General features: G+C 71.5%; 19 protein-coding genes. 8 read left to right on the top strand and 11 right to left on the bottom strand.

The genetic code is table 11. From position 1 onward, the window contains the following. Positions 1 to 7: 7 nt before the first annotated feature. The 3 genes from ACFKCF_RS30380 to ACFKCF_RS30370 all read right to left on the bottom strand — a co-directional run bounded on the left by ACFKCF_RS30380 (position 8) and on the right by ACFKCF_RS30370 (position 4,053). Positions 8 to 670 carry a response regulator gene (locus tag ACFKCF_RS30380; protein ID WP_394498687.1) on the bottom strand — a complete coding sequence of 221 codons (663 nt, stop codon included), beginning with the start codon at positions 668 to 670 and terminating at the stop codon, positions 8 to 10. Further along, positions 667 to 3,033: a histidine kinase gene (locus ACFKCF_RS30375; RefSeq protein ID WP_394498686.1), complete on the bottom strand. Its 2,367-nt coding sequence runs from the start codon at positions 3,031 to 3,033 to the stop codon at positions 667 to 669. The genes ACFKCF_RS30380 and ACFKCF_RS30375 overlap by 4 nt, the downstream gene beginning before the upstream one ends. Before the next feature lie 588 nt (positions 3,034 to 3,621). Then, positions 3,622 to 4,053: a hypothetical protein gene (locus ACFKCF_RS30370; RefSeq protein ID WP_394498685.1), complete on the bottom strand. Its 432-nt coding sequence runs from the start codon at positions 4,051 to 4,053 to the stop codon at positions 3,622 to 3,624. A 262-nt stretch (positions 4,054 to 4,315) separates the two neighbouring features. On the opposite strand from ACFKCF_RS30370, the gene ACFKCF_RS30365 reads away from it, so the two are divergent. The 6 genes from ACFKCF_RS30365 to ACFKCF_RS30340 all read left to right on the top strand — a co-directional run bounded on the left by ACFKCF_RS30365 (position 4,316) and on the right by ACFKCF_RS30340 (position 9,572). Further along, entirely contained in the window at positions 4,316 to 5,023 is a 708-nt protein-coding gene (locus ACFKCF_RS30365; protein ID WP_394498684.1) for an alpha/beta hydrolase, read from the top strand. Beyond that, the gene (locus ACFKCF_RS30360; protein ID WP_394498683.1) at positions 5,016 to 6,329 is read left to right on the top strand and encodes an acyltransferase; all 1,314 of its coding nucleotides are present in this window, start codon (positions 5,016 to 5,018) and stop codon (positions 6,327 to 6,329) included. Before ACFKCF_RS30365 ends, ACFKCF_RS30360 begins: the two co-directional genes overlap by 8 nt. 21 nt (positions 6,330 to 6,350) lie before the next feature. Next, entirely contained in the window at positions 6,351 to 6,719 is a 369-nt protein-coding gene (locus ACFKCF_RS30355) for a metalloregulator ArsR/SmtB family transcription factor (RefSeq protein WP_394498682.1), read from the top strand. 326 nt (positions 6,720 to 7,045) lie between these two features. Beyond that, positions 7,046 to 7,546, top strand: a complete 501-nt coding sequence (locus tag ACFKCF_RS30350; RefSeq protein ID WP_394498681.1) for an SRPBCC family protein — start codon at positions 7,046 to 7,048, stop codon at positions 7,544 to 7,546. A gap of 128 nt (positions 7,547 to 7,674) precedes the next feature. Continuing rightward, positions 7,675 to 8,865: a DNA alkylation repair protein gene (locus ACFKCF_RS30345; protein WP_394498680.1), complete on the top strand. Its 1,191-nt coding sequence runs from the start codon at positions 7,675 to 7,677 to the stop codon at positions 8,863 to 8,865. Then, positions 8,862 to 9,572 carry a GNAT family N-acetyltransferase gene (locus tag ACFKCF_RS30340; RefSeq protein WP_394498679.1) on the top strand — a complete coding sequence of 237 codons (711 nt, stop codon included), beginning with the start codon at positions 8,862 to 8,864 and terminating at the stop codon, positions 9,570 to 9,572. Before ACFKCF_RS30345 ends, ACFKCF_RS30340 begins: the two co-directional genes overlap by 4 nt. Here the strand turns inward: ACFKCF_RS30340 and ACFKCF_RS30335 are convergent. Then, positions 9,561 to 10,199: an SDR family NAD(P)-dependent oxidoreductase gene (locus ACFKCF_RS30335; RefSeq protein WP_394498678.1), complete on the bottom strand. Its 639-nt coding sequence runs from the start codon at positions 10,197 to 10,199 to the stop codon at positions 9,561 to 9,563. The two genes, ACFKCF_RS30340 and ACFKCF_RS30335, sit on opposite strands and share 12 nt — an antisense overlap. Positions 10,200 to 10,267: 68 nt before the next feature. Here ACFKCF_RS30335 and ACFKCF_RS30330 point away from each other — a divergent pair, with 68 nt between their 5' ends. Beyond that, entirely contained in the window at positions 10,268 to 10,630 is a 363-nt protein-coding gene (locus ACFKCF_RS30330; RefSeq protein WP_394498677.1) for a MerR family transcriptional regulator, read from the top strand. Here the strand turns inward: ACFKCF_RS30330 and ACFKCF_RS30325 are convergent. Next, on the bottom strand, positions 10,627 to 11,427 hold the full coding sequence (locus ACFKCF_RS30325) for a YybH family protein (RefSeq protein WP_394498676.1): 801 nt from the start codon (positions 11,425 to 11,427) through the stop codon (positions 10,627 to 10,629). The genes ACFKCF_RS30330 and ACFKCF_RS30325 overlap by 4 nt on opposite strands. Positions 11,428 to 11,490: 63 nt before the next feature. Then, positions 11,491 to 12,567 carry a sigma-70 family RNA polymerase sigma factor gene (locus ACFKCF_RS30320; RefSeq protein ID WP_394498675.1) on the bottom strand — a complete coding sequence of 359 codons (1,077 nt, stop codon included), beginning with the start codon at positions 12,565 to 12,567 and terminating at the stop codon, positions 11,491 to 11,493. Positions 12,568 to 12,639: 72 nt separating this feature from the next. Here ACFKCF_RS30320 and ACFKCF_RS30315 point away from each other — a divergent pair, with 72 nt between their 5' ends. Beyond that, positions 12,640 to 13,044: a hypothetical protein gene (locus ACFKCF_RS30315; protein ID WP_394498674.1), complete on the top strand. Its 405-nt coding sequence runs from the start codon at positions 12,640 to 12,642 to the stop codon at positions 13,042 to 13,044. Positions 13,045 to 13,406: 362 nt separating this feature from the next. Here ACFKCF_RS30315 and ACFKCF_RS30310 read toward each other — a convergent pair whose 3' ends face one another. The 5 genes from ACFKCF_RS30310 to ACFKCF_RS30290 form a co-directional block, all read right to left on the bottom strand. Next, positions 13,407 to 14,624, bottom strand: a complete 1,218-nt coding sequence (locus ACFKCF_RS30310) for a hypothetical protein (RefSeq protein WP_394498673.1) — start codon at positions 14,622 to 14,624, stop codon at positions 13,407 to 13,409. Next, entirely contained in the window at positions 14,621 to 15,010 is a 390-nt protein-coding gene (locus tag ACFKCF_RS30305) for a hypothetical protein (protein WP_394498672.1), read from the bottom strand. Before ACFKCF_RS30305 ends, ACFKCF_RS30310 begins: the two co-directional genes overlap by 4 nt. Further along, positions 15,007 to 17,022 (bottom strand): hypothetical protein, encoded by a 2,016-nt coding sequence (locus ACFKCF_RS30300; RefSeq protein WP_394498671.1) that lies wholly within the window; start codon positions 17,020 to 17,022, stop codon positions 15,007 to 15,009. Before ACFKCF_RS30300 ends, ACFKCF_RS30305 begins: the two co-directional genes overlap by 4 nt. Before the next feature lie 337 nt (positions 17,023 to 17,359). Continuing rightward, the gene (locus ACFKCF_RS30295; protein WP_394498670.1) at positions 17,360 to 17,962 is read right to left on the bottom strand and encodes a TetR/AcrR family transcriptional regulator; all 603 of its coding nucleotides are present in this window, start codon (positions 17,960 to 17,962) and stop codon (positions 17,360 to 17,362) included. Between the two features lie 7 nt (positions 17,963 to 17,969). Then, positions 17,970 to 19,535 carry an MFS transporter gene (locus tag ACFKCF_RS30290; protein WP_394498669.1) on the bottom strand — a complete coding sequence of 522 codons (1,566 nt, stop codon included), beginning with the start codon at positions 19,533 to 19,535 and terminating at the stop codon, positions 17,970 to 17,972. Between the last annotated feature and the right edge of the window lie 306 nt (positions 19,536 to 19,841).

Here is a 19,841-nt window from a genome sequence, read left to right as displayed (position 1 = left end):
CTGGCGCCTATCCGTCGCGGGAGGCTGACACCAGGCCCGCTTCATAGGCGATGATGACCAGCTGGACGCGGTCACGGGCATGCAGCTTGGTCAGCAGCCTCGTCACGTACGCCTTGATCGTGGCAACGCTCAGAACCAGGTCGCTGGCGATCTCCGTGTTGGACAGCCCACGAGCGATGAGGGTCAGCACCTCACGTTCCCGATCGGTGATGCCGCCGAGGGACCGACGGCGCGGAGCGGGCTGAGGGCGAGCGGCGAACTCCTCGATCAGCCGACGGGTGACGCTAGGCGCGATCAGGGCATCTCCAGCGGCGACCACCCGAATCGCGCCAAGAATGTCATCAAGCGCCATGTCCTTGACGAGAAACCCGGACGCCCCGGACCGCAACGCCCCATACACGTAATCGTCCTCATCGAACGTCGTCAGAACGATGACGCGGGCATCGGTGGGGCCGGCCGTGATCAAGCGGGTGGCCTCGATGCCGTCCATGCCAGGCATGCGGATGTCCATCACCACGACATCGGGCCGCAACGCCTCGGTCAGCCGAACCGCCTCCGTACCCGTTCCCGCCTCGCCGACGAGCTCAAGATCCGGCGCGTCGGTGATGACCATCTGCAGGGCGGTACGAATCAGCGGCTGGTCATCGGCCAGCAGGACGCGGACGTTCATCGCATCCGCGCCGGCACGGGCAGGCGCGCCACCACCCGAAAACCGCCTTCCTGACGTGGTCCAGCAGAGAAGACACCGTGCAACAGAGCCACTCGTTCACGCATCCCGACCAGACCATACCCAACCCCCGCCATACGCCCCCGACCTCGTCCTCGGCCACCCTGAAACCCAAAACCACGACCAGCACCAGAGCCGGAGCCGGAGCCGCGGGCAGGGACAGCACCGAGACCAGGACCGCTGCCGTCCGAGGAAGAACCCGAACGGAGCTCCGTGGAAAAACCCAGGCCGCGATCCGAGCAAGAGCCCAAGCTGCCGACCGAGGAAAGACTCGGGCGGGAGCCCGGGGAAAAACCGGGGCTGTGCTCTGAGGAAAGACTCCGGCTGCGGCCATAGGAAAAGCTCGGGCTGGGGTCCGGGGAGAGGCCGGGGTGAGGGCTGGGTGCGGGATCAATGACCTCGATGGCCAGCTCCTCGTCGCCGAAGTCGATAGTCACCTGGCACGAGGGGTGCTCGGCGTGGCGGGTGACGTTGGTGACGGCCTCCTGCACGATGCGGTAGGCGGACATGTCGATCTCCGGAGGCAGCGGACGTCGTACACCCCGCCAGCGCAGCTGGACCTGAACACCGGCGGCCGTCGTCGTCGCGGCAAGCCGCTCCAGATCGGCCAGGCCAGCCGGGGTGAGGCCCGGATCGCACCGAGCGAGGCCCGGATCGAGCGGGGCGGAGGCCGGATCGCACCGAGCGAAGGCCGGATCGAGCGGGGCGTGCGGCGCTGTCGAAGGTGTGGGGCCAGATTCGGGTTGGTCGAAGGGCACAGCCGACGGCGCCTGGCCCGATTCTGGACAATCGGACCCCATCCGCTGTGACGGCTCGACCGACGCGTACTGGCTGCACGGCGCGTGCTGTCCCAACCCAACCGATGCATCGTGCCTCTGCTCGCCCGGCGCAGGCCAACTGAGCACCGCATCGTGCCTCTGCTCTACCGGCGCGGGCCGGCTGAGCGCCGCATCGTGCCTCTGCAACACCAGCGCAGGCTGGCTGAGAGCTGTATCCTGGCCCTCCTCAACCGACGTAAACCCGCCGAATGAGCCACCCGGCCCCGACTCGGCCGGCGCACACGGACCGGTAGCCTTTTCAACCAGATCAGCGACCGCAGAGCCGCCGAGGGACGCGCCCGACCTCAGTTCGGCCGGCGCACATCGACCGAACACCTCCTCATCCACCGCAGACCCACCGAATGGAGCGCCCGACTCCAGTTCAATTCGCTGGCCGGGCTGGTCTTCGACGGGCGTGGGGCGGCTGGACGACGCGTCCGGTCGCTGCTCGGTCGGTGTGGGCTGATCGGGCAGCGCGTCCGACCTCTGGTGGGTCGGTGTGGGCTGATCGGGCAGCGCGCCCCTCCTCTGGCCGGTCGGTGTGGATTGATCGGGCAGCGCGCCCCTCCTCTGGCCGGTCGGTGTGGATTGATCGGGCAGGGCGCCCGGTCTCTGGTCGGTCGGTGTGGAGCGGTCGGACGACTCGCTCTGCGGTGGCTGGGCTGGATTGGGGCCAGGAATGGGTGTCGTCTCTCGTGGGTGGGTCGGCTCGGGGTGACGGAGGGCCCCTAGCATTCGGCGTAGGCCGGAGAGTGTCTCGCGGCCGACCGTCTCGATCTCGCCCAGCGCTTCGCGAGCGCGTACGGGCTGAGTGTCGATCACTCGCCGGGCGGCACCGGCCTGCAGGGCGATGATGCCGATGCTGTGCGCGACCATGTCGTGGAGCTCGCGCGCGATCCGGAGGCGTTCGCTGGTGATCGCTTGGGCGGTGGCTTGGATGCGCAGGCTCTCGGCGTGCTCATGGGCCTGGTGCACCGAGCGGCCGACCAGCCACGCGATGACAGCCGTCATGGCCACGGCGAGTTCCGCCGAGGTCCCGACGACCCAGCCGAAGAGCAGCCGGGTCCCCAGATAGCCCGCCAGCGTGATGAGCGACATGGTGATGGCGGCGATGCTCGTACGGCGTGGGGCGGTGGCCGCGATGAAGTAGAGGGCGGCGTCGACCGCCAGGAACTGGGCCGAAGGGATCTCTCCCACACCCAAAGGCATGCATGCCACGGCGGAGGCGGCCAGCAGCAGGGTCAGGGCCCGGAGTGGGCGGCGGTCCAGCAGGACGCTGCCTGCCACGACCAGCGCGGAGGCCACAATCAGGAATGACAGGCCGTCCCATCGGTAGAGCAACGCGCCGGGGCTGTAGGCGGGCTCCGCCTCACCTGGGAGCCTGACGCGCATCAGGAATGTGAGCGCCAGGCCCGCGCACCAGGCCAGCGCCGTCCAGACGCCGGACGGCACCCGCCTCAGCAGTGGGAGGGGTGGGGTGACCTGCATGGGCCGATGGTAGCTGCGTGATGTTGGGCGGGGCATCGGACCACGGTCGTACATCCTGGGTCCACCCTGGGTCGTTGGAATGCGGTCGTGGGTTCGATGTGGTGGGGATGTCGGGTGCGGCAGCGTCGCCTGAGTGATCGAATTTCATGAAGAAGTCCCACGTTGCGGGATGGCGGCACGAGCCGACCGGGCGACCCAAGCAAGGCGACCCATCCGAGCCGGACAGGCAGCCCGAGCAGGGCGAGCCGGACAGGCAGCCCGAGCAGGGCGAGCCGGACAGGCAGCCCGAGCAGGGCGAGCCGGGCGGGCAGCCCGAGGCCGACGGGCCACCCAAGCCGGACGGGCCACCCAGGCCGGACGAGCCGCCCAAGCAAGGCGAGCCTCGCGAACAAGGCAAGCCTCCCGAACGGGGCGGGCCTCCCGAACGGGGCGGGCCTCCCGGACAGGGCAGGCCCTCCGGACAGGGCAGGCCCTCCGGACAGGGCAAATTTCTGGAGCAGGATCGGTACCCCGAGCGGGATCAGTGGCCGCTGCGGGATCCGTGCTCCGAGCGGGACGCGTGGCACTGCGGCGCGGGAGTGGAAGCCCTCAACGGCGGTGCCGGAGTCGTGGGAGACGGCATGGGGACCGGCTGCAGAGGTACGTGAGGCAGACGCCGTGGTTGGCGAGCATGGCGCCGCAGTCGGCGGGGATCGCGCCATGGTCGGCGAGCATGGCGACGTGGTCAGCGGCGATGGCGCCGTGGTCGGCGAGCATGGCGACGTGGTCAGCGGGGATCGCGCCACGGTCGGCGAGCATGGCGACGTGGTCAGCGGGGATCGCGCCACGGTCGGCGAGCATGGCGACGTGGTCAGCGGGGATCGCGCCACGGTCGGCGAGCATGGCGCTGCGGTCGGCCAGCATGGCGTCATGGTCGGCCGCGATGGCGCCGTGGTTGGCGAGAGTAGCGGCGTGGTTGGGGGCGATGGCGCCGTGGTTGGCAAGGGTGGGGCGGGGGTGTGGGAGGTGGCGGCGGGCCAAGGAGGAGGGAGCGCTTCGGGGAAGAGAGTGGTGGCGCTTTCTGGTTGGCGCGTTTGTCGCCGTCGCCGTGGGCGTGCCGGTTTCGGGAGCGGCGTGGCCTGGGGCCGTGCCGGCGCCCGTACCCGATCGTCTCGCGCCGCTCCGGAGTGCTGCTCCCGCTGCCCTTGCGCGGCGGTATGCCGCGAGCCGGGAGGACATTCGGACGGCTGAACGGATGGCGGTCCGGTACGGGCATCTGTGGCGGGCTGCGATGTTGCGGGACATGGCGGATGCCTCCCGCCGGTTCCTGGCCTTCGACGGGCGTGACGGTGGCCGGGCCGTCGAGGTGTTCGGCGATCTGGCTACGGCCGACACGGTCGCCGTCCTGGTCCCTGGCTCCGACACCAATCTCGACAAGTACGGGCTCCTTCGCGGTGGTTCCATGCGGCTGCGGGAGGTGCTAGGGGACAGAGCCGCCGTCATCGCCTGGCTCGGGTACCGGACCCCGAGCACCGTCAGTCTGGCGGCGATGTCGGCCGGTTGGGCTGATGGGGCCGTGCCCGGGCTGCGGGCGTTCGTACGGGAGCTCCTCGCCGCCAAGCCTGCCGCCGCGATTTCGCTGCTGTGCCACTCGTACGGCTCCGTGGTGTGCGCGCGGGCCGCGTCCGGGCTGGATGTCGGCAACATCGTCCTGTACGGGAGCCCCGGCGTGATCGCCCCCAACGTCGCCGCCCTGCGGACGAGGGCCACCGTCTGGGCCGGTCGGAGTGCCAGGGACTGGGTCGCGTACATCCCGAGCATGCGGCTCCGTCTGCCCTTCCTCACTGCCGGGTTCGGCACCGACCCGGTGTCCCCGCAGTTCGGTGCCCATGTCTTCGCGGCGGGCGGCGGTGGGCACAGCGACTATCTCAGGCCCGGTTCGCCGGCATTGGAGAGCATCGCCAGGATCGTCGCGGGGCAGGCCGTCCGCGAGGCGGGCCGTAATGCGTGAGCCCGCTTACATGGACGCGGGTGTCGTCCGGCCCGGGCTGTCCCGCGTTCTCGCGCCGCTGCGCAACTTCGCAGGGCGGGGTGCCCACGGCGGCTCGCCCGAACAGCGCCGCGCTGTCGAGCCGGTACGCAACCTCGCATGGCGGGCCGGCAGAGCCGCCGTGACCGGGCGGCGCCGCGTTCTCGCGCCGTTGCGTGACCTCGTGGGGCGGGTCGAGCGTGCCACGCCGCTCGATCGTGACCGTGCCATCGACGCTCTCCGGGCGCTGGCCATCGGTGGGGTCGTGCTCGGGCACTGGCTGGTGACGGTGCTGGTGCTCGACAGCGGCGCGATACGGGTGACCAGCCCGCTGCGGTACCTCCCGCAGCTGACCCCCGCGACCTGGCTGTTCCAGACGCTGGCGGTGTTCTTCCTCGTGGGCGGGTACGCGGCGGCGAGGAGCCGGGGCGCGGCGGCCGGGACGTACCGGCAGTGGCTGGGCGCGCGGCTGGCGCGGCTGTTCAGGCCGGTCGGGGTCGTGATGGCCGTCTGGAGTGTGACGGCGGTCGGGATGCTGGCCGCCGGAGCCGACACCGTTACCGTGGCCAGGCTGGTCAAGCTGGTGCTGTCGCCGATGTGGTTCCTGGTGGTGTTCGCGGTGCTGACGGCGGCGACTCCGCTGGTGGCCCGGTTGCATCCGCTGTGGCCGCTGGTGACCGTCGCGGTGATCGATCTGGTCCGGTACGGCGTGAGCTGGCCCTCGTGGCTCGGCTCCGTCAACGTCCTGGCCGGGTGGCTGGTCCCGTACTGCCTGGGTGCGGCCTGGGCGCGAGGGGCGCTGCGGAGTCGTACCGCCGGATGGGGATTGTTGGCCGGCGGGACGGCGGGAGCGGTGGGGCTGGTGCTCGGGGCGGGGTATCCGGCGGCCATGGTCGGGGTGCCGGGCGCCGCCGTCTCCAACCTCGACCCGCCCACGCTCGCGGCCGTCTCCTTCGGGCTGGCCCAGTGCGGGGCGGCCCTGCTCCTGCTCGGCCCGCTGCGGCGGGCGCTGCGGCGGCCGGCCGTGTGGACGGCGGTGGCGCTGGTGAACGTGTCCGCCATGACGATCTTCCTGTGGCACCAGAGCGCGATGATCCTGGTCACCGCGCTCGGGCTGCTCGCGGGCGAAGCCCTCCCCGGCCTGCACACGGTGCCCGACGGGCCCGCGTGGGTGCTGGCCCGGCTGGGCTGGCTGCCGGTCTTCGGGATGGCGCTGGCGGTGTGCTGGGTCGCGTTCCACGCTCGCGAGCGGGCGCCGTCCAGGAAGACGCGGCTGGCGAACGCGTAACCGATGGGTTACGCTTTCCCCGTGGACGAGGTGGCAGGAGCGATCGCGGACCCGGTGCGGCGGCGGATCCTGGAGATGCTCAGGGAAGGGCGGCTGTCCGCCGGGGAGGTCGCCGAGCGGTTCGCCATCAGCCGGCCCGCTGTGAGCCGGCACCTGCGGGTGCTCAGGCAGAGCGGGCTGGTTCGCGCGGAGCTGATCGGCAGGCAGCGCTTCTACGCGCTCCAAACCGAGCCGTTCGAGGAGCTCGTCACCTGGCTCGCCCAGTTCGGACGGCCCTCCGGGTGGGAGCACCGCCTGGACGCGCTGGAGACCGAGGTCTACCGGACGCGCCGCGAGCGCCGCCCGATCACTGAGATCGGGAGCAGCGGCAGAGAGGAGGAGACAGCTTGACTTCCTCGCTCTCGTCATCGAGAGGGATTCCCACGGTCGCCCGTGGAGATTCCTGTTTCACCGCCGGTCGCCCGCCCGAAAGGACTCTCGTTGAGGTCTTACACCAGCTCCGCAGGCGTTTCACTGGTCCGCTCGTCTCTTCCACGAGCAGGGCGACGAACCAACCGCCCGCCGCGGCCCGGGAGACGGCGACCGTGGACGGGTCGGCACCCTCCGGCAACGGGCGCGACCACCGAATCCTGTAGGCCCGCATCCCGGTCTGCGCCGCAGTTCACATTTCCGTACGCGATCAGTGTTCGATCCGGCTTCCACACTAAGGAGATCTGATGACTCGCATCCCCACCGGCAGGTTGTTCGGGACGAGCGAGGGGAGCGACCTCGTTCTGTCCCGTACGTTCCGCGCGCCCGCCGAGGACGTGTGGGCCAGCATCACCGAACCCGACCGCACCGCCCGCTGGTTCGGCCCCTGGGAGGGCCACGGCGCGCCAGGTCAGACGATCAAGGTGCGGATGGTGTATGAAGAGCAGGCTCCCTGGCTCGAGATGCGCATCGAGGCATGCGAACCGCCGAAGCGGCTGGCCGTGTCCGCGCTGGACGAGTTCGGGGCCTGGCGGATCGAGTTGCTGCTGGAGGAGCGTGACGGCACGACGGAGCTGCGGTTCGTCCACCATCTCGACACCGAGGACGCGATCGGCGAGGTCGGCCCCGGCTGGGAGTACTACCTCGACATGCTCGTGGCCGCCCGCGACGGCTCCCCCTCGCCGGCCTTCGATGACTACTATCCCTCGATGCGGCCGTACTTCCTCGAGCTGTCCCGGGAGGGCTGAGGGCTCGTAACCGGCGGAGCTGGGGAATCGTCTCCCGGCAGGGCTGGAGGATCGTCTCCCGGCAGGTCTGGGAGATTGTCTCCCGGCAGGGCTGGGAGATTGTCGGTGGCGGCTGGCACAGTGGGCGCGTGCCTCAACCGCTCAAGGACATGATCAACGCCAAGTCCATATCCGTGCTGGCCGACGGGCTGGCCGCCGCCTGGGCGCCGTTCCCACGGGCCGGCTTCATCGAGCGCGCCCTGGCCGGGCTCGACGGGCTCGAGCTCAAGGACCGCGTCCGGCATGTCGCCGCGGCCCTGCACGACGCGCTGCCGCTGCCCTACCCGCAGGCCGCCGAGGTCGTGCGCGAGTGCGCCTCGCGGGTCGGGCTGGACATGTGGAGCGGCTGGCCGGCCACGGATCACACGGCCGTCCAGGGGCTCGATCACCTGGAGGCGGGGATGGGCACGCTGGCCGTGCTGACGCCGTACGCGACGGGTGAGTTCGCCGTACGGCCCTATCTGGAGCGCTACCGCGACGACGCGCTCAAGATCATGTACGGCTGGGCGGAGTCCCCTGACGAGCATCTGCGCCGCCTGGCGTCGGAGGGATCGCGCCCGCGGCTGCCATGGGGCGCCCGGGTGCGCTGGCTGATGGCGCCGGGGCCGACCCTGCCCCTGCTCGACCGGCTGCGCGACGACCCGAGCGAATACGTCCGCCGCTCGGTCGCCAACCACGTCAACGACCTGGCCAAGGACCATCCGGAGGTGGCGCTGGAGCTGCTGGCCCGATGGCGTTCCGACGGCGGCTCGCACGTGGAGAAGGTGCTGCGCCACGCGGTGCGCGGGCTGCTGCGCTCCGGCCACCCAGAGGCGCTGGCGCTGGTGGGCGCCACTCCGGGCAGCGGCGCGGTCGACGTGCTGGCCCTCGAGTCCGACACGGTGGCCGTCGGCGGACGGCTGGCCTTCGCCGTCACGGTCACGGCGGGCGCGCCTGGGCCGGTGCTGCTCAAGTACGCGATCCGGCGGGCGGGCTCGCGCCGGGTGTTCCACCTGGGCCAGCGGGAGGTGGCGGGGCCGGGCACGACGTTCACCGTGCGCAAGAGCCATTCCTTCCGCCCGGTCACCACCCGCGACGAGCCGCCGGGCGCCAGAGAGCTCGACGTGATCGTCAACGGCAGGGTCGCGGCGAGCGCCGCATTCACCTTGGTGGACGCGACAAGCACCGCAGTCACGCCGGTAGACGTGGCGAGCGCCCCAGTCACGCCGGTAGACGTGGCGAGCGCCGCTACCACGCCGGCGCACCCGGCAAGGGCCGCAGTCACGCCGGTGGAGTCGTGACCGTCGGCCTGCTCCGCGTCGAGCTGGGGGTGATCTGGCGCCTCGACGGCCGGGGCCGCCTGCCGGGGCCGGAGGAGCTGGTGATCGGTGTGGCGGCCGACGGCATGACCGCCGCGGTCCGCGCCGACGTGCCCGGCTCGGTGGCCACCCGGCTCCTCGACCTCGTCTCCCAAGGCGTCCCGTCGCCCCCCGGCCAGCCGCCTGACGTCCTGGCGCGGTGCGACGCCCTGCTGGGCGGCGGGCGGGCGGTGTCCGGAGGGCCGTGCTATCTGGTGCGCCCGCCGCTCCGGTTCGAGGCGCCCGCCGAGGTCATCACCTCGGACGACCCGTCGCACGCCGCACGCCTGCGCCCGCTACGCCCCCCGAACTGGATGCCCGGGGAGTGGGACGAGCTCCTCGTCGGCGGCGCGGGCGCGCCCTGGGCGATGATCGTCGAGGACGGCCAGGTGGCGGCGATCTGCCACAGCGCCCGGCGGACCCCCGAGGGGGCCGAGGCGGGCACCTGGACGTCGCCCGCCTTCCGGGGCCGCGGGTACGCGGCGGCGACCACCGCCGCGTGGGCCGGCCTGCTGCCGGGCACCCGCCTGTTCTACAGCACCGCTGCCGACAACCACTCCTCCCAGCGGGTGGCCGCACGGCTCGGGCTCGACGCGATCGGCTGGCTCTGGAAGCTCACGTCCCACGGCTGGAAAGCCTCACGGACGTGATGCCGTGCCGTCGTGGAGGACCTCCCGTTCCCACCGTTCCCGAGGCTGGGTGTGCAGGCGCCAGTAGTGCTCGGCGATGTCGTCGGGGTCGAAGGCCGTGCCGGGCGCGACCGGTCCGGCCACGGTGACGCTGGCCACGTGCACTCCCGAGGGCCCGTATTCCTGGTCGAGCAGCGCCGCCAGCGTCCGCACGCCCGCCTTGCCGAGCGAGAGGCTGACGTACTGGGCCTTGGGCTCGGGCATGCCCCCGGTGATGAGGAAGGACCCGCTGCCGCGCCGGGCCATCGCGGGCGCCACGTGCGCGGCCGCGATGAGCGCCCCCACCACGTTCACGGCCCAGGCGTCCAGCTGGGCCCGCACGTTCGCCTCGCCCGGCGCGTCCGGCCGGATGAGCGCCGCGTTGTAGATCACGGCGTCCGGCGTGCCCAGTTCGGCGGCGGTCGCGTCGAGGGCCGCCCTGAGCCCGTCCTCGTCGGTGCCGTCGGCCTTGTACGCGAGCACCCCGTCCAGATCGAGCGTCGTGCCGGTACGCGAGACGAGCGCGACCGGCAGCCCTTCCCGCGCGAACCGGCGGGCGACGGACCGGCCGATCCCCGGTCCCGCTCCGATGATCACAACTCCAGGCATCATCGGCCCCTTTCCGTTGTTGTGATCGGAAGCTAAGGCGTCACATCGATGTGAAGGTCAAGGAGCCCATGAAGATCGGAGAGCTGGCCCACCGCACCGGGGTGAGCAGGCGGCTGCTGCGCTACTACGAGGAGCAGGGGCTGCTGCGGCCGGTGCGGCTGTCCAACGGCTACCGCGAGTACGGCGAGCCGGACGTGGCGTCGGTCCGCCACATCCGTACGATGCTCGCCGCCGGACTCCCGACGACCGTCATCGCCCTCCTGCTGCCCTGCGTCCACGACGACGGCGCCGGGATGGTGCCGACGGCGTGCCCGGGCATGGTGAGCAACCTGCGGAAAGAGCGCGAGCGCATCGCCGGGACGATCGAGCGGCTGCAGACCTCCCAGCGCGCCCTCGACACCATGCTCGCCATCGTCCAGCCGCCCGCCTAGCGCCGGGCAGGGCCGGGGCGCAGGTCGGTCCGCACCTCGCCCGTGGCCGGGTCGTACGGGTAGGAGACGTGCTGGTGGATCATCACCCACGAGCCGTTGCGCCGCTCGAACACCCGCGTCCCCCGCGACCACGTCTCGGCGTCCCCGCCCACGCGGACCCGGTTCAGCCCCCACGCGACCGCGAGGTCCTCCCTGGCCATGACCTTCAGTTCCGGCATGTCGAAACGGACGTCGGGTCCCTCGTCGAGGCCGCGCGCGCAGACCTCCCGCACCGCCTCGACGCCCACGTACTCGAGCGGCGCGTCGTGCTCGTACGACACGACGTCGTCGGCGATGGCCGCCATCATGCCGTCCAGGTCCTTGGCCGCGGTGCCCGCGTACCACCGCTCGTGCACCCCGCGCACCTCCCGCACGGCGGCCCCGTCGTCGGCGATCGGGAACGAGTGGTGCTCGTGCGCGACGACCCACCGGCCGCCCTCCTCGCGCAGGCCGAGCGTCAGCCGCAGCCGCCGGTCGTCGGCGGGCATGCCGCATCGCAGCAGCGCGTACGCGAAGGCGACGCCGTCACCGGCGACGACGTCCAGCGACTCGACCTCGAACGCCGCCCCCTGCGCCTGCCACTCGAAGAACGGCGGCCAGGCCTTCTCGTACGCCTCGATGCCGCGAACGTCCTCCGGCACGTCGAACATCACGATGTCCGCCGCGTGGTCCGCGAGGACCGTCTCCAGGTCGCCGCGGTGCACCGCCTCGGTCCAGCGCAGGACGAGGTCGCGGATCTGGTCTTCGTTCGTGGCCATGGGTGGGTTCCTTCCGGGCCGATGCCTTCGTTCCGGACGTACAACCCGGGCGGATCCCGAAACTCATCGCACGTCCTCGGGAAGGCCGAAATCGGCGAAACCGGCCTCCAGGAACGACACCACCTCCGCCACCTGGCCGCCCCGCACCGCCAGCAGGTCCAGCCCGGCCGGAAGGTAGGCCGCCCGCTTCTCGTCCCACATGTACGTGCCGAAGGCCAGCTGACCGTTGGCCCGCGCGGGCAGCATCCGCCAGCGCTCCTTGAGCGGCCCGTCGAGCAGGAAACCGCGGATGCGGTCGCGCCCCTCGAACCAGGCCGCCAGCGGCGGCATCGAGTATTTCGCGTCCTCGGCCAGCATGGCCACGATGGCGTCCACGTCCCCGGCCTCCCAGGCGGCCGCGTACCTGCGGGCCAGCTCCCGGCTCCCCGCCTCGCCCAGCTCGCCGAGGGTCTGCCGCTGGGTGCTCGGGGGAAGCAGCTCGGCGAGGTTCCTCCTGGCCCGCTGGAGCGCGCTGTTGACCGCCGCGACCGTGGTGTCCAGCAGTTCGGCGACCTCGCGGGCGGCGTACCCGAGGACGTCGCGCAGCAGCAGCACGGCCCGCTGCACGGCCGACAGGTGCTGCAGCGCCGCCACGAACGCCAGCTCCACGCTCTCCCTGGCCACCACCCGCGCCTCGGGGCCCAGCCCCGCCGTCCAGGCCATCAGGCTGTCCGGGTACGGCTCGAGCCACGCCACCTCGCCGCCGGCCGGGTCGAGGTCGGCGGGCAGCTCGCGGCGGCCCCGGCGTTCGATGAGCGTCAGCGACCTGTTCGTCGCGATCTTGTACAGCCACGGTCTGATCGACCCGCGGTCCTCGAACCGCGCCAGGTTCCGCCACGCCCGGTCCAGCGTGTCCTGCACGGCGTCCTCGGCGTCGTGGACGGATCCCAGCATCCGGTAACAGTGGGCCCGCAGCTCGTCCCGCAGCGGCCCGACCAGCCGCCCGAACGCCAGCTCGTCCCCACCCCGCGCCGCGGCCAGCAGCTCCGCCGCCGTCGCTTCCGCCGCCGTCGCTTCCGTCGCCGTCGCTTCCGTCGCCGTCTCCTCGCCCGCCATCACCTCGCCCGCCATCACCTCGCCCGCCATCACCTCGCCCGCCATCGCCAGTCCCCCTCCCGGTGCGCCCCAAGCTACAGCGCCCGGATCGCCGCGCTCTGCCACGATCGAGGAGAGATGACGACACGCTGCGCCCTCTGCGGCGGCGGCACCGTGGCCCCGGACGGCCACTGCTGGGACCGCGGCCAGGCCCCACCGGCCTTCCGCTCACATGTGGAGATCACGACAGGCGGCGCGGCGGGAGTCAGCGACCGCGGGCTACGGCGCGGCGTCAACGCCGACGCGATGGCGCCGGCCGGGGACGGCGCGCGGACGATCGGCGTGGTGTGCGACGGCATGTCCATGTCGCCCCGATCGGATGGCGCCGCCCGGATCGCGGCCGACACGGGCGCGTCCATCCTGGCGGCGCGGCTGCGGGCGGGCGCGCCGCCGGAAACCGCGCTCGCCGACGCGGCGATCCGCGCGGGCCGGGCGGTCGCCGCCCTCGCCGAGCCGGCGCACGCCGCGCCGGCCTGGCGCTGACCGAGGACGACACGGGCGCCCACGAAGCGCTCTCAGCCTGGCTGGGCGCCGACGCCGGCGAGCCGTACCCGCGCGTCCGCAGCTACCGTCCCCGGGGGCCGGGCCGCCTGCTGCTGTGCACCGACGGCCTGTGGCGGCACCTGCCCGGCCTGGACCGCCTGCGTCCTCGGGGCGATCTGCCGGCGGACGCGCGGGCGCCGTGAAGGACAGATCGCGTACGGCGGTCACGCCGCCGTACCGCTTGGTGAGCTCCCGTACCTCGATCATGTCTTCGACGCTAGAAGAGGGGCCTGCGGCGGACGACCGACCAGAGGCTGAACCCCGCCGCCCCGGATCTCCACCGGAAGTCGTGCCCGTTCCGCTCACAGCAGCAGCGTCAGGCCGCCGATCGTGTAGCAGACCATGAGGACGAACAGCGGGATCTGGCCCGCGACCGCGCGACCGGGCGGCAGGAGGCGGACCGAGCGGTCGTGGGCGGCCACCACCCCCACCACGTGGCCGATCACGATGGCCAGCACCTGGACGGTGGCGATCGTGGCGGGTTCGACGGCGTTCGGGTCGGGCCGGGCGGCCACGCCGAGAGCCAGGAGGAGTCCGTGCCGGCCCTCGATGACCAGCAGGGAGAAGTAATGGGCGATGAGATAGCCGGTGGCGATCGGCACCAGCGAGTGGGCGAAGCGGGCGGTCAGCCCCCTGGTGCCGCCGATCAGTCCGGCCGCGCCAAGGCAGGCGGCGTACAGGAGGGTCACCCCCGCGACGGCCGTCAGCAGGCCGAGCGTGCCCAGCCCGATGCGGCCGAGCGGGCCCGACTGCAGGGCGTTCACCCAGGCGGGGGTGCCGGAGAAGCCGTCGTACGCGGTGCCGCCGAGCAGGACGCAGACCGTGGCGACCAGGCCGGGGGCGGGCTGGATGGCGTCGAGGCCGTCGAAGGGGCTGCGCAGGACGCGATCGCCGTTCGCCCTTCTGCCGAAGGGTGACAGGTGGCCGATCAGGGTCGAGTACACCTCGAACGGGTCGCCGCGTTCCAGCCAGGCGTGGCCGTACACGAGGGTGCCCGCGAGCTGGGTGGCCGCGTACAGGGCGAAGAAGGTCAGCAGGGTGAGCGGGGCCGCGGGCTCGGGGGCGACCAGCTCCGTCCAGGTGAACGCGAGCAGGCCCGCGGCGGCGGGCCGGTAGCCGAGCCTGGGCGGGAGCGGGCGCCGGGGCCGGTCGGGCAGCAGCCGGAACGGGCTCAGCGCCCGCCACACCGGCCCGAACAGCAGCGACGCCGGGACCAGGCCCACCCAGAAGAGCACATACACCAGGTACGGGCCCGCGTTCCCGTCCTCGGAGCCGGCCGCGAGCCAGCCGATCGCGTAGACGGCGACGAGGAGGGCCAGCACGCGCGCCGGGCGGCCGGGCAGGCGCAACGGGATCACCAGCCCCGCCCGGTCGCCGCGGAAGCGGGAGTCGGCCCAGAGCAGCCCGAGCGCCAGGAACGAGACGACGAGCGCCGCGAAGGCGCCCGCGTAGGCGTAGAAGAGCGGGATCGGCAGGTCGCCGCGCGTACCGATCCCGTGGGCGAGCACCCCCGCCGTCACCGGACCGCCAGTTGCGTGAGGACCAGTTTGCTCCTGTGGGTCTCCACCTCGAACACCCCGGTCAGGCCCGCCGTGAAGCGCACGGTCGCGGGCACCCCCGGCCGCAGCTCGGCCTCGATGTCGTAGCCGTGCACGTGCAGCTCGTCGGCCACGTCGCTGGTCACCGTGATGCTGACCTGCCGTCCCTTGGCCACCTCCAGCCAGCCCGGCGGCGGGCTCACCTGGCCGCGGGCGATCGTGATCACGGCGTCCGCCTGCCCGCTCGGTGCCGCCGTGGCCACCTCGTGGCTGTTGCCCGGATTGTGGTGGGTCTCCGACAGCGTCCCGCACGCCGTGACGAGCCCGCACGCCAGCACGCACCCGGCCACCCGGACGAACTCTCTCACGCGCCCACCTCGGCCTCGGCGGGCGTCTTCCGCACGCCGCCCTTGCGCCGCGGCGCCAGCACCACGACCGCGCAGAGCACCCAGAGCCCGGTCAGCAGCCCCCGGATCCATCCCGGTCCCAGCGGGACGACGGGGATCAGGTACACCAGCCGGTCGAAGGCGTCGGCGCAGGCCAGCAGCCCCACCACGATCGTGAACAGGCCGAACGCCGGCCGCCTGCCCCGCGACGCCGCGCCCAGGCAGAGCCACCACGTCCCCATGAGCAGCAGCGCGACCCCGGCCTGCGCCGTGCTGTCCACGGCCGCCGCCACCACGTCCAGCACGAGCCCGGCGGCCCCCGCGATGCTCCCGGCCACGATCAGCCGGTGCCGGCGCCGGACGATGGCCGTCGCCGCGGGCGCCACGCCGTTCCCGGACGGGCCGTCGCCGCCTTCGTGCCGGCGCGCGCCCCGCCGCGAACGCCACCAGAACAGCCCCAGCAGCAGCCCGAGCACCGCCGAGCCGCCGAGGGCGAGTTGCGCCTCCACCTTGCCGAGCCCCGACGCGCCGAACCAGTCGCACCCGGCCGGCAGGCGGGCCTGCGAGGCGCTGAAGTCGGCGCACAGGTACAGCTTGATCAGTTTCACGGGTTCGGCCAGCAGGCGGTTCGCGCCGCCCGACAGCGCGGGCGCCGTGGCGGCGCACACCGGCAGGACGGCGGGCGAGGACGCGCCCGTGTCGCCCTGCCAGCAGTTGCCGGTGCCCTGCCCGTCCCACCACACGTCCAGCCCGTTCGGCCGCCGCTCACCCGCCGGGCTCATGCCGAACACGTTGCGCTCGTAGCGGTTGTAGTCGGAGGTGTCGGCCTGCTTGGCCAGGTCGTTCTCGCCCCTGATGAACGCGGGCACCCCGAACAGGTGGAAGGCCGCCCGCCGGTGGCCCCACATGAGGTTGTTCCTGAAGATGTTGTAGTTGCCGCCCGCGACCAGGATGCCGGTCCCCGGGGGCACGCCCACCTGCGAGCACACCACGCCCCGCTCGTAGCCGCGCTCGGCCGGGGGCTTGGCGCAGGTGCCGTCGCGGGTGTAGCGGTAGTAGTCCCGGTTGTTGTCGTAGATCTTGTTGTTCTCGAACTTGGCGTGGTTCTGCGGCAGTCCGGGGTGCGAGGGCCAGAGGCTGTCCATCGTGGCGCCGACCATGTTGTCGTAGAACTCGTTGTCGTGCACCCACATCGAGTCGCCCGCGGTGCCCGAGTAGCCGAGCGCGTTGTCGTGGCTCTTGCAGCGGCGGATCTCGATGGCGTACCTGGGGACGTCGTGGCCGCGGCCGTCGTTGAGGTTGGAGGCGCTGCCCGGGTAGAGGCCGCCGTCGCCGTTCCCGTACGCCTCGCAGTCGGTGTAGAGGCCGTGGTCGCCGGCGAAGGTGAGGAAGCCGTACTCGTCGTTCCAGCGGGTGAGGACGCGGTCGATGACGAAACCGTCGGTTTCGAGCACGTACAGGGAGTTGAACGTGGTGCGCTGGGCGGTGAAGTTCCGGAAGTAGATGCCGTCGGTACGGTCGGCGCGGACGGCGTTGAGCTTGCGGTACTCCGCGTCGATCACGACGTCGAGCGGGCCGGCGCCGGTGCCCTCGATCTGCAGGTCCTTCTTGCCGAGGATGGCGACGAGGTTCTGGTTGTGGGGGCACTGCTGTTGCTGTTCGAAGGAGAGGATCTGGTAGCCCCACGTGGACCAGCGGGCGGGGAGCTGGGCGCAGGCGCCGGTGGGGGCGGGCCGGCTGGGTTCCTCGCGGTAGAGTCCGGGGAGAATGGCGATCGTCATTCCGGGGCGGTCGACCTGGTCGACGGCTTCCTGGAGGTGCCTGACCCCTTTTTGCTGACATTTCGCGAAAAGGTCGAGGTTGCGGGCTTTGAGCTCCCACGGAAATTTCGCAATTCGACGCTCAAAGTCGGCTTTATCCGTCTTGCACACCAGCAGGTCCGGCTCCCCGGACCGCAACACCGGCACCGTCCCCGTACCATCAGGCAGCGTCACCGGACGCTCCTCATGGGCGAAAGCGGTGCCGCCGGATAACATCAGGCCTGACGTGAGCACGACGATTGTCGCGATTTTTCGCATGGGGGGCATGGCCGCGAGATTAGAACAATGCTCACGTTCTGCCTAGGCCAGAACGATCTACGGGCCTTCGCCGCCACCGAGCCCGGCTGAGGCAAGGCCCGGCGGGGGCGGCGCTAACACGCCCCCGCCGGGAGTCATCATCCCCGAGCCCGATACCTCCGAAGGCAGCGGCGCCGCCCGCTCACACCATCGCTCGCAACCTGAGACACCGGCTCAGAGGGCAACGGACCACACGGTGCTCAAGCGTCGGCCGTCAGGGGGCCATTCCCGCCAGAGCCGCGTCCACGACACGTTCGGCGAGATCCGGGGCGAGGTCACCGTCCGGACCCCACTTGGTGAACCAGAGCATGGTGCCGCTGAGAACGGCCATGCCCATGGAGACGTCCAGGTCGGCGCGGAGCTCGCCGTTGGCGATGCCGCGCTCGATCACCGCGCGCATCGCCTGCCTGCGAGGCTCGATGGCCCGCTTGACGAACCGGTCCATCAACTGCGGATACCGATCGGCCTCGCTCATCGCGATCTTCATCACGCAGCGGTTGCGGGCCACGCCCGACTCGCTGCGCATCGCCTCGAGCAGGGAGATCAGGTCGTCGCGCACCGACGTGCCGGTGAGCGACGGCACCGGGGCCTTGAGCGTGGCGAGGGCGTCGACGACCAGGTCCTCCTTGTTGGACCAGCGCCGATAGATCGTCGTCTTGCCGACGCCCGCCCTCGACGCGATGGCCTCGATGGACAGATCGGAGACGCCCATGCCCTCGCCGATCAGATCGAGGGTGGCCTCGATGATCGCCTTCTCGGCCTTCTCGCTACGCGGACGCCCCGCCGGACGGGCGGTCCCTGATTCCTGGATCGTCATCGCTGCCTCACACTACAGCTGGCGCCTTCTGTTCCGCCTGTGTGACCGGGCGCGCCTTGCCCGGCATCCACTTTGCCACCACCGCGACGCCGGCCAGCGCGATCAACGCCGACACCAGCGCCGTGACGTGCATGCCGTCGACGAACGCGGCGAACGCGGGCTTGATCAGCGCCTGGCCCCTCTCGCCGAGCGCCTGGGCGACGCCCATGGTCTGCACGATCGACTCGCCCGCGGTGTGCTGGACGTCGGCGGGCAGGCCGGCCAGCGAGGGTGTGATCTCGCCGCGGTAGTTGGACGACAGCACCGAGCCGAGCACGGCCACGCCGAGCGCGCCGGCGACCTGGCGGACGGTGTTGCTCATGGCCGAGCCGACGCCGGCCTTCTCCCTGGGCAGCGACTCCATGATGGCGGTCGTCGCGGGCGGCATGATGTTCGCCATCGCGGCGCCCTGGACGAAGAAGATGATCTCGATCAGCAGGATCGGCGTGTCCTGGTCCATGAGCGCGTAGCTGGCCAGGGCCGCCGTCACCACGATCATGCTCACGGTGGCCGACAGCTTGGCGCCGAACCGCTCGTTCACCCGCTGGCTGAGCGGCGCGAAGATGAGCTGCGCGGCGGCGAACGGGATCATCAGCGCCCCCGCCTGCACCGGCGAGAAGGCCAGCACGGTCTGCAGGTAGAAGGTCAGGAAGAACATCCCGCCCATCATCGCGAAGAAGACGATGCCCATCATGCCGATGGCCGAGCTGAAGCGGACGTTGCCGAAGTTGCGGACGTCGAAGATGGGGTGGTCGATGCGCCGCTCCCACCACACGAACGCGCCGAGCACCACTATCCCGAACAGAGTCGGCACCAGGACCTCCGCGCTGAGAACCGTGCCGAGGCCGCCGCCGCGGATGATGCCGTACACCACGGCCACCAACCCGATGATCGACAGCAGCACACCGACCGGGTCCAGCTTGGACGGCTTCGGGTCACGCGACTCCGGTACGAGGGTCGCGATGAGGATCATGGCGATGATCACGATCGGCACGTTGATCAGGAAGACCGAGCCCCACCAGAAGTGCTGGATCAGCAGCCCGCCCGTGATCGGCCCGATCGCCACCGCGAGCCCCACGCCGCCGGCCCACACGCCGATCGCCTTGCCCCGCTCACCGGGCGGGAAGACGTTGGAGATGATCGCCAGCGTCGCCGGCATGATCGCCGCCCCGCCGATGCCCATCGCCGCCCTCGCCAGGATCAACTGCATCGGATCCTGCGAGTAGGCGCTGGCGAGCGAGGCCAGTCCGAACAGCGCCATGCCGATGAACAACATCCGCTTGCGCCCTGTTCGGTCCCCGATCACCCCGAACGTGAACAGCAATCCGGCGAACACCAGCGTGTAGGAGTTGATCGCCCACTCCAGCTCGCTCTGCGTCGCACCCAGACCGACCGTCTTGTCGGCGATGGTCTTCATCGCCACGTTGAGGATGGTGTTGTCCAGCACGACGGCCAGCAGGCTGAACACCAGCACGCCGAGGATCCCCCATCGGCGTGGATGGCCCGCGTTCGGGTCCACTACTACGTCTTTCACGAAGAGCCCCCAATTTCGATACGTACGAGTTTCGCAACGACACCGTATCGCAAGTTATTCCGATACGCAACGGTCTCGTTTCGTAAACCCTGGGTTAACTCTCCCCAACACCCCTTCGACCAGCCATCTCAGGCCCGTCCGCCCTCCTGCCCCAAGGCGGGAGGCGCTACCGAGAGAGGCGCGTACGCCGTCCGCGCACGCCGTCCGGTCACCTCCTCGGCCGGCTCGCCCTCCATCGGCCACCCCGGCCAATCACGCGCGGATCACCACAGCCGCACGGCCTCGCCCCACACCCGCCGGTAGACA

The sequence above is a fragment of the Nonomuraea sp. JJY05 genome, assembly GCF_043496855.1.
Classification (GTDB): Bacteria; Actinomycetota; Actinomycetes; order Streptosporangiales; family Streptosporangiaceae; genus Nonomuraea.
This window is presented reverse-complemented; position numbering and strand designations above follow the sequence as displayed.